The sequence below is a fragment of the uncultured Olegusella sp. genome, assembly GCF_947253395.1.
Classification (GTDB): domain Bacteria; phylum Actinomycetota; class Coriobacteriia; order Coriobacteriales; family Atopobiaceae; genus Olegusella.
Genome location: NZ_CAMXYY010000013.1, coordinates 20120 through 27803 on the forward strand (window position 1 = coordinate 20120; position 7684 = coordinate 27803).

10 protein-coding genes are annotated in these 7684 nt (G+C 50.6%); all 10 read left to right on the forward strand.

The annotated features are described in order from the left end of the window. Nucleotide 1 precedes the first annotated feature (1 nt). The gene (locus tag Q0X25_RS02395; protein ID WP_298578821.1) at nucleotides 2–2173 is read left to right on the forward strand and encodes an ATP-dependent DNA helicase RecG; all 2172 of its coding nucleotides are present in this window, start codon (nucleotides 2–4) and stop codon (nucleotides 2171–2173) included. Further along, complete coding sequence (gene rsmD / locus Q0X25_RS02400; protein ID WP_298578822.1) at nucleotides 2170–2805, forward strand: 16S rRNA (guanine(966)-N(2))-methyltransferase RsmD; 636 nt, start codon at nucleotides 2170–2172, stop codon at nucleotides 2803–2805. Before Q0X25_RS02395 ends, rsmD begins: the two co-directional genes overlap by 4 nt. Continuing rightward, on the forward strand, nucleotides 2786–3295 hold the full coding sequence (gene coaD / locus Q0X25_RS02405; protein WP_298578823.1) for a pantetheine-phosphate adenylyltransferase: 510 nt from the start codon (nucleotides 2786–2788) through the stop codon (nucleotides 3293–3295). The genes rsmD and coaD overlap by 20 nt, the downstream gene beginning before the upstream one ends. A gap of 89 nt (nucleotides 3296–3384) precedes the next feature. After that, a complete protein-coding gene (locus tag Q0X25_RS02410) occupies nucleotides 3385–3876 on the forward strand; it encodes a hypothetical protein (RefSeq protein WP_021734844.1) in 492 nt (163 codons plus the stop codon). A gap of 5 nt (nucleotides 3877–3881) precedes the next feature. Further along, on the forward strand, nucleotides 3882–4433 hold the full coding sequence (locus Q0X25_RS02415; RefSeq protein WP_298578824.1) for a DUF177 domain-containing protein: 552 nt from the start codon (nucleotides 3882–3884) through the stop codon (nucleotides 4431–4433). Nucleotides 4434–4596: 163 nt separating this feature from the next. Then, the gene (gene rpmF, locus Q0X25_RS02420) at nucleotides 4597–4776 is read left to right on the forward strand and encodes a 50S ribosomal protein L32 (protein WP_021735096.1); all 180 of its coding nucleotides are present in this window, start codon (nucleotides 4597–4599) and stop codon (nucleotides 4774–4776) included. A gap of 99 nt (nucleotides 4777–4875) precedes the next feature. Then, on the forward strand, nucleotides 4876–5874 hold the full coding sequence (gene plsX / locus Q0X25_RS02425; protein WP_298578825.1) for a phosphate acyltransferase PlsX: 999 nt from the start codon (nucleotides 4876–4878) through the stop codon (nucleotides 5872–5874). A 67-nt stretch (nucleotides 5875–5941) separates the two neighbouring features. Beyond that, nucleotides 5942–6178, forward strand: coding sequence for an acyl carrier protein (locus Q0X25_RS02430; protein ID WP_298578826.1), 237 nt, complete (start codon nucleotides 5942–5944; stop codon nucleotides 6176–6178). Nucleotides 6179–6187: 9 nt separating this feature from the next. Continuing rightward, entirely contained in the window at nucleotides 6188–6955 is a 768-nt protein-coding gene (gene rnc, locus Q0X25_RS02435; RefSeq protein WP_298578827.1) for a ribonuclease III, read from the forward strand. After that, nucleotides 6955–7684: AAA family ATPase (locus Q0X25_RS02440; protein WP_298578828.1), on the forward strand; the 730-nt coding region annotated here is incomplete at its 3' end. The genes rnc and Q0X25_RS02440, both read left to right, overlap by 1 nt.

The following is a 7684-nucleotide window of genomic DNA, read 5'->3' on the forward strand; positions in this document are numbered from 1 at the left end:
CATGGGGCATGCTCCCAGTATTGGTGAGGCGGCAGGTCGCCTGCAAAGGACAGCTTTGCTTGCAGCTGGGGTGTCCAGATTAAGGTTTGCATCTCGTTTTACTAAAGCTGCGGGCGGCGGAGCTTTGGCAAGGTTGGATATCGAGCGTGCTCGAGACCTGCTACTGCATATTCCTACGCGCTACAGTGACTATTCTCGCGTAGTCCCCATTGCGCTTGCGCAGGTGGGAAGCGAAGCAACGATTATTGCGACTGTAGACAAAGTTGAGCTTAAGCACCCTAAACCTCGTCTGCAATTGGTGGAACTTGCACTGGTAGACGATTCGGGCATTATGTTGGCAACGTTTTTTCGTCAGCCTTGGGTCGCCGATCAGATAAAGCCAGGTGATTGCATTATGCTTTCGGGCAAGGTGCGCTTTGGCTATGGGTTTAGACGCATGAATCCTGCTTTTTGGGAAAAGCTTGACCGTGATAATGACCAAGCGCATCTCGCTCGTTTGATTCCTCACTATGCGTTAACGGAAGGTTTGGGTGCGGGCTGGATGAGGCGCTTAACCTCGGCAGCCCTTGCAGATATAGGAGACGTTTGCGATCTCTTGCCGGCAACTCTCGTAGCGCGCCGTCAGCTCATGGGTCTTGCTCCTGCCTTGCGTTCAATTCATTACCCTGACAGCAAGGCAGAGGCCGAACAAGCCCGTCGACGTCTTGCCTATGATGAGTTGCTCTGTTTGCAACTTACCCTACGCGTGCGACAGCGTCTACAAGATGCAGGCGTGCAGCCTGTGCAACACTGTATACATGGAGAGCATCTGCATGCTCTCACGGCTGCTTTACCTTTTGAGCTTTCAGATGAGCAGAGCCGCGCAAGTCGAGATATCCTACATGATATGGCGGCTCCCCAAGTGATGAATCGCCTGCTTCTTGGTGACGTAGGTACAGGCAAAACCGTCGTTGCTGCTTTGGCTTTGGCAGCTTGTGCGGATAGTCGTACTCAGGCGGCCATGATGGCACCAACTTCAGTTTTGGCTCGTCAATATGCTGAAAAACTGGGTCCCTTGCTCGATAGAGCAAACATTAGCTGGGCTTTGCTGACGAGCGCAACTTCGAGCTCTGAGCGCGCTGATATGACAGAGGCTATAGCAGCAGGAAAATGCAGTATTGTATTTGGTACGACGGCTTTACTCTCAGATACGCTGCAATTTCACAAGCTCAGTCTTGTTGTGGTTGACGAGCAACACCGTTTTGGTGTTGACCAGCGCGTGGCTTTGCGGCGAAAAGGTCCTGGCGCAGACTTGCTGGCCATGACAGCAACACCTATTCCGCGTACTCTTGCCCTGACTTTCTATGGTGACATGGACTCTTCTGTCATTAAAAAGCGTCCCCTTGCAGGCGCTGGCGTAACAACGAGGTCGGTGGTTCCCGCCAATTTAGATCTTGCTTGGGGGGCTATACGCACTGCAGTTGCCTCAGGTCAGGCTGCTTATGTAGTCTGCCCTTTGATTGACGATAGTGATGAGGGTATCGATCTTGAAGACATTCCCGAGACGAATAAAGCTGCCACTCAGCAGCTACATTCGGTTGTTTCTACCTTGCCTGAAGTGCAGCGCATGGTACCTGGGGCACAGGTAGCCATGTTGACTGGTCGCATGAGTGCTGCTGACAAAGATGCTGTGATGGAGCAATTTCGTCGTGGTGAGATTCAGGTACTAGTGTGCACTACGGTTGTTGAAGTTGGTGTTGATGTGCCTCAGGCTACGGTCATGCTGGTTTTTGACTCTGATCGTTTTGGTTTGGCAACCTTACATCAACTGAGGGGCCGTGTTGGTCGAGGACAGTATGCAGGTTCTGCTTGGATGGTGTGCGCATCAAAGAAAAATAGCCCTGCTCGGAGGCGTATTGATGCACTTGAAGCAACCTCTGATGGTTTCAAATTGGCAGAGCTTGACCTCCAATTGCGCCATGAAGGAGAGGTGCTAGGTTATCGCCAGCATGGCGGCATGAATTTGCAACTATCTGATCTTGCAAGCGATCAAGACTTGATTGAATGGGCTCACGAGGATGCACTTGCTTTGATGCAAGCAGACCCAAAACTTCAACTACCCGAACATGCTCCCCTTGCCATAGAAATACGCGATCGCTTTGGGGTGTATTTTGAAGAGGTGGAACGCGTATGAGTGGGCAGTTGCGCATTGTAGGTGGCATCTGGAAAGGAAAAGCTCTTGAGACGCCCAAAGGTCGTGAGGTAACACGCCCCTCAACAGACCGTACACGTGAGCGCATTGCCTCAATGGTCTTGTCATCTTTTGCGTTGGATTTGAGTGGTGTACACATACTTGATGCCTTTGCGGGAAGTGGAGCCTTGGGACTTGAGCTGCTATCTCGCGGGGCTGCAAGCTGCTCTTTTGTAGATATCAATCGTAATTCTGCTGCGGTAATCAAACGTAATTGTGCAGCGCTACAGGCACAAAGAATGACACGAGTAGCTGTAGGCGATGTGTGGACGCTCGTAAAGCGTGGGGGCCTTTGGGGCGCTCCCTTTGACCTCGTTTTGCTTGATCCGCCCTATGCGATTTCAGCGGGGCAGGTTTCTCAGTTGGTTAAAAATCTTGACCAACAGGGTTTGCTTGCTCCGTCGGCACGCATACTCTATGAGCATGAAGTCAAGACTTGTGGTCTTACTTTGCCCAACGCGATGCTCATGAAGTCAAAAAAGCAAGGAATTACTACGGTTGATCTGCTGATATATGATGTCAGCAAGACAAGTGAAGCTGACGGAGGACGTGTTAATGAGCGCGCAAATTATTGATCATGTAGTGGTGCCTGGTACGTTTGATCCCGTTACCTTTGGGCATCTTGATGTTATTGAGCGTGCGCGGCGCCTCTTTCCCAAGGTTACGGTGGCAGTAGCAGCTTCTCAGGGTAAAAATGGGGTAGGCACAGCATTTTCTTTGGATGAGCGGGTGTCTATGATCGTTGATGCACTTCAGGCAGAAGGCATTGATGATGTGGACGTAAAGCCCTTTAGTGGTCTGTTGGTGAGTTTTTGTCAGCAGATTGGTGCCCGTGGCGTGGTCAAGGGTTTGCGTGCAATGACCGATTTTGAGTATGAACTTCAACAAGCAGCTCTGAACACGCGTCTTGATTCGGATATTGAGTCTATTTTTGTCATGTCAGCAAGCAAATATGGCTATGTTTCCTCATCAATTGTGCGTGAACTAGCTTCTTTGGACTCTGATGTGTCTTTTTTGGTACCGCCCAATGTGCAGTCTTGCTTGCTTGAGCATTATGGTGCATAAGTTTCTGCTACCATTCTAGAATAAGTGTGAAATATAGCAGCTTGGACGTAAGCTTGCTCAAAACGAACTCAGGACGGAAGGAGTCCCAGATGCAGCCAGGTGAGGAGATCGAGAGCCTGGTCGGCGAGCTCGAGCAGATCATCAGTGAGGCAAAGCAACCCTTTGCTGGCGGTCCTCAAAAGAAGGTTGTCGACGCCCAGGAGATCTACGAGATCCTGGATGAGATTCGTGATCGTTTCCCCCAGGAGTTCGCCGATGCACGTCGCATTGTCAAGGAAGAGCAGGAGACTCTTGATCGTGCGCAGCAGCAGGCCGATGCTATCATCGCTGACGCGCAGCAACAGGCGATGATTTTGGCTGGCGACCAAGAGGTAGTTCGTTTGGCTCAGCATCAAGCCGACCAGATTCGTGACCAAGCTTCTCAATATGAGCGCGATACACGCTACAATGCCGAGTCCTATGCAGACTCCGTGCTTGCTCATCTTGAGGACAACCTTAAGTCGATGACGAGTTCAGTTACGCGAGTTCGTCAGACAATCGAGGAAGGTTCTTCCTCTCGTCGTGAAGAGGCAGGTTGGTAGACGGCATGCAGCCGCTGATTATTCCTTTAGACGCAAGACTTGCAGATCCTGGTAGTACTCTACCGTTGATGGGTCATCTTGATGAAGAGGGCTATACCCTCGGCGAACGTGACTTCACTCTCCCTGCAGGGATTGATTATGATTTGATGCTCACCAATGCTGGTGAAGGCATTTTGGCTACAGGCATGCTCCATGCGCATGTTGTTGGCTCTTGCGATCGTTGCCTTGAGAAGGCTGAGTTTGATGTTACAGGTGAAGTAGACGAGTATTTTCTCTTCCATGAGCCTGATCTTGCTAGCTTGAGTGACGATGAAGATGAGATTGACTTTTCCTTGGTCGCGGCTGATATGACCATTGACTTATCTGAAGCGCTTAATGCGACTCTGCTGATGGAAACTCCCTTCATCGTTTTGTGTAAGCTTGACTGCCGTGGTCTTTGTCCTGTCTGTGGTACCAATCTCAATGAACAAGATTGTGGTCACGCAGCTCAAATTGAGCAGGACAGATTGTCATCAAGTCCTTTTGCCAAGCTCAAGGAGCTTAAACTGGAGGATTAACAGCGCGTCGCATACGTGCTCCTGCAGCTTTTTGGGAGAAAGATATGCAGATAGTGGCACACAGACTATATGCGTGCTACAATCTCGTTTTGTGTGATTAGGTAGGACCGTACCGTCGCATAGACTACAGACGGTGCGAGATGAGTTGGAAGCAGAGGTCAACATGGCAGTTCCTAAGCAAAAGAAGGGTCGCGGTGCCACCCACACCCGCCGTTCGGCAAACAGCAAGCTCACGGCACCTAGCCGCTCGGTGTGTCCCCGCTGCGGCGCCCCGAAGCTGCCGCATCACGTGTGCCCCAACTGTGGCTACTACAAGGACCGTGAGGTCATTGTCACCGAGTAGCCTCATGCTGCAAGGGTCAGTCTGAGGGTCGGTCTCCTTGTGGGGTCGACCCTTTTTTATTAGGTTGAGGCGTAGTTTGCCAATTGAGAGGAGTTCCGCATGACCTGCATCTGTGTTGATGTGATGGGCGGAGACAAAGAGCCTCAGGTAGTTCTTGATGGCATTGATGCTGCTTTGTCTGAGGATCCTCAGTTACATATCTTGGCTGTTGGTGCAGCTGAGTTTGTGGAGCCGTTTGCTGCTAAGCGTCCTCGTGTTGAGGCGTTGATATCGACTGAGGTCATAGGCATGGAAGAACATCCGGCTGAGGCAGTTCGCAACAAAAAGGATTCTTCAATTGTTCGCGCTTGTGCAGCGCTGAGGGCGGGCAAGGCCGACGGTTTCTTTTCTGCAGGAGCAACAGGTGCGATTTTTGCAGCAGCAACTCTTGGTGTGGGTAGGATTCGCGGCGTAAAGCGTCCTGCTTTAGCAGCAGCTCTGCCAAGTGGCAGCGCGCATAGGACAGTTTTTGTGGATCTCGGAGCCAATGCAGATGCTCGTCCTGAGATGATGGTGCAGTTTGCTCAAATGGGACGTGCGTTTGCCAAGGTGACCTTGGGAGTGGCAGATCCCAAAGTGGCGCTGCTTTCTAACGGCGCAGAACAGACCAAAGGCTCTGAGGCAACGCTTGCAGCTCATAAAGCGCTGCTAGAGGCCTCCGCTGATACAGGCTGGTTTACGGGCAACTGTGAGGGCTCTGATCTTTTGGGAGATGCCTTTGACGTTATCGTGACCGATGGGTTTACAGGTAATGTGGCGCTCAAGACCCTTGAAGCCACCGCAAAGTTTTTGGCTTTTGAAATAAAAAAAGCTGCCAAGACATCACCTGTAGCTGGCCTTGGCGCATTGCTTATTAAATCGCCTCTTAAAGAAGTAGCTCTTGCACTTTCAGGCGATGAATATGGTGGAGCAGTACTTTTGGGTTGTAAAGCCCCCGTGTTCATTGGTCACGGTGCCACTTCAGTTCAGGCAATTAAGCACGGCACTCTTGCCGCTGCTGCCGCTGTCAATTCTGGCCTCGTTGCCAAAATTGCCGATGAGCTTGTGACAACAAAATAAGGTGCTTGTGGGGTTACAATCTTCTCAAAGTGTTTGTTTGATTTGTTGTTAAAGAGAGGACGCAATGATGGATCGCAGCGAAATTTTTGACAAGGTCGCTATGCTTATCGCTGAGACCCTTGAGGTTGATGCTGACGAGTTGGCCGAAACTACGAGCTTCAATGATTTGGGTGCTGATTCCTTTGATATGCTTGAGCTGGTAACAACCATGGAAGATGAGTTTGAAGTCACCGTGGACGAGGATAGTCTTGGCGAGATAGAGACTATTGGCGACGCGGTAGACGTTATTTTGAAAGCACAGTAAGGGGCTCTTTTGAACTTGCACCAACGCATCGCCGTTATTGAGGAAATTCTTGGACATCATTTTCTCAATCAGCGGTTGATTAGCTCTGCTATTACGCACCCCTCAGCCGTCGAGGGTCATCCTGTCTCTGACTCCTACGAACGCCTTGAGTTTTTAGGTGATTCCATCATGGGAGCCATTGTTGCTACGGATTTGTTTGAGCGTTTTCCTCAGATGGATGAAGGTGAGCTTACTCGTCTCAAAATTTCTCTGGTTTCAGGTCCTATGTTGTCCGAGGTGGCGGAGGATTTGGGTATCGGCGAACTTGTCGTGTTTGGCGGGTCCGAACGTGGTACTGGCGCTCGCGGTATGAGGTCTGCTCTTGAGAATGTTTATGAGGCAGTTGTTGGTGCGCTATATTTGGATGCAGGGTACGAGAAAGCACATGACTTTGTGCGCCGTACCTTGGGTCCACATATTACCCCTGAAATTGCCGAGCGACCTATTTCACCTAAGTCACGTTTGCAGGAAGTGACTCAGCGCGATTTGCATGAGGCTCCCGAATACAAAATTGTAGGACAAAGTGGTCCTGATCATCAGCCCACTTTTAATGCTGTGGCTCTGGTATCGGGCAGGCGTATTGGTCGTGGTTGCGGTGGCTCAAAAAAAGATGCCGAAAGCGCTGCAGCCCAAGATGCTCTTGTGCGTCTAGGTTATATTGAGGATGCCACAGCCCCCAATCCCATAGCCCCTATGACACTTTCGCATTATTTTGCCCAACATCAGGAGGAAGACTGATGTATCTCAAGTCACTCTCCCTCAAGGGCTTCAAATCCTTTGCTGACAAAACACAGATGTCTTTTGACCCAGGGCTTAACGTTGTCGTAGGACCTAATGGTTCGGGCAAATCAAACGTGTCCGATGCGGTACTTTGGGTATTAGGCGAGCAAAGCGCGCGCATGTTGCGTGGTCAAGCTATGGAAGACGTTATTTTCTCAGGTAGCTCTGCCCGTGAGCCAGTGGGTGTGGCAGAAATTACGCTCGTTTTGGATAACGAGGACCATACGCTTCCCATTGATTTTTCTGAAGTGGCACTTACACGGCGTATGTATCGCTCTGGAGAGTCTGAATATTTGGTCAATGGTGCCCCTTCGCGTTTGCGCGATATCCAAGACATCCTGCATGATTCAGGATTGGGCAAAGATACCCATTCTATTATTAGTCAGGGCAAGCTGGATTCAATTTTGTCAGGCCGTCCAGAGGAACGTCGCGAGCTTATCGAGGAAGCAGCAGGCATTTCCAAGCATCGCCGTCGCAAGGAGCGCGCCGAACGCAAGTTGACAGCGATGGATGTCAATTTAGTTCGCGCCAAAGATGTGCAACGTGAGCTCAATCGTCAATTGCGTCCCCTTGAACGTCAGGTAGATCAAGCACGCGATCACCAGGATCTAAAAACACAGCTTCAAGGTATTCGCACCTCGCTTGCTGTTGATGACTTGCGGCAGTTGCAACTGCGCCATCGTGAGC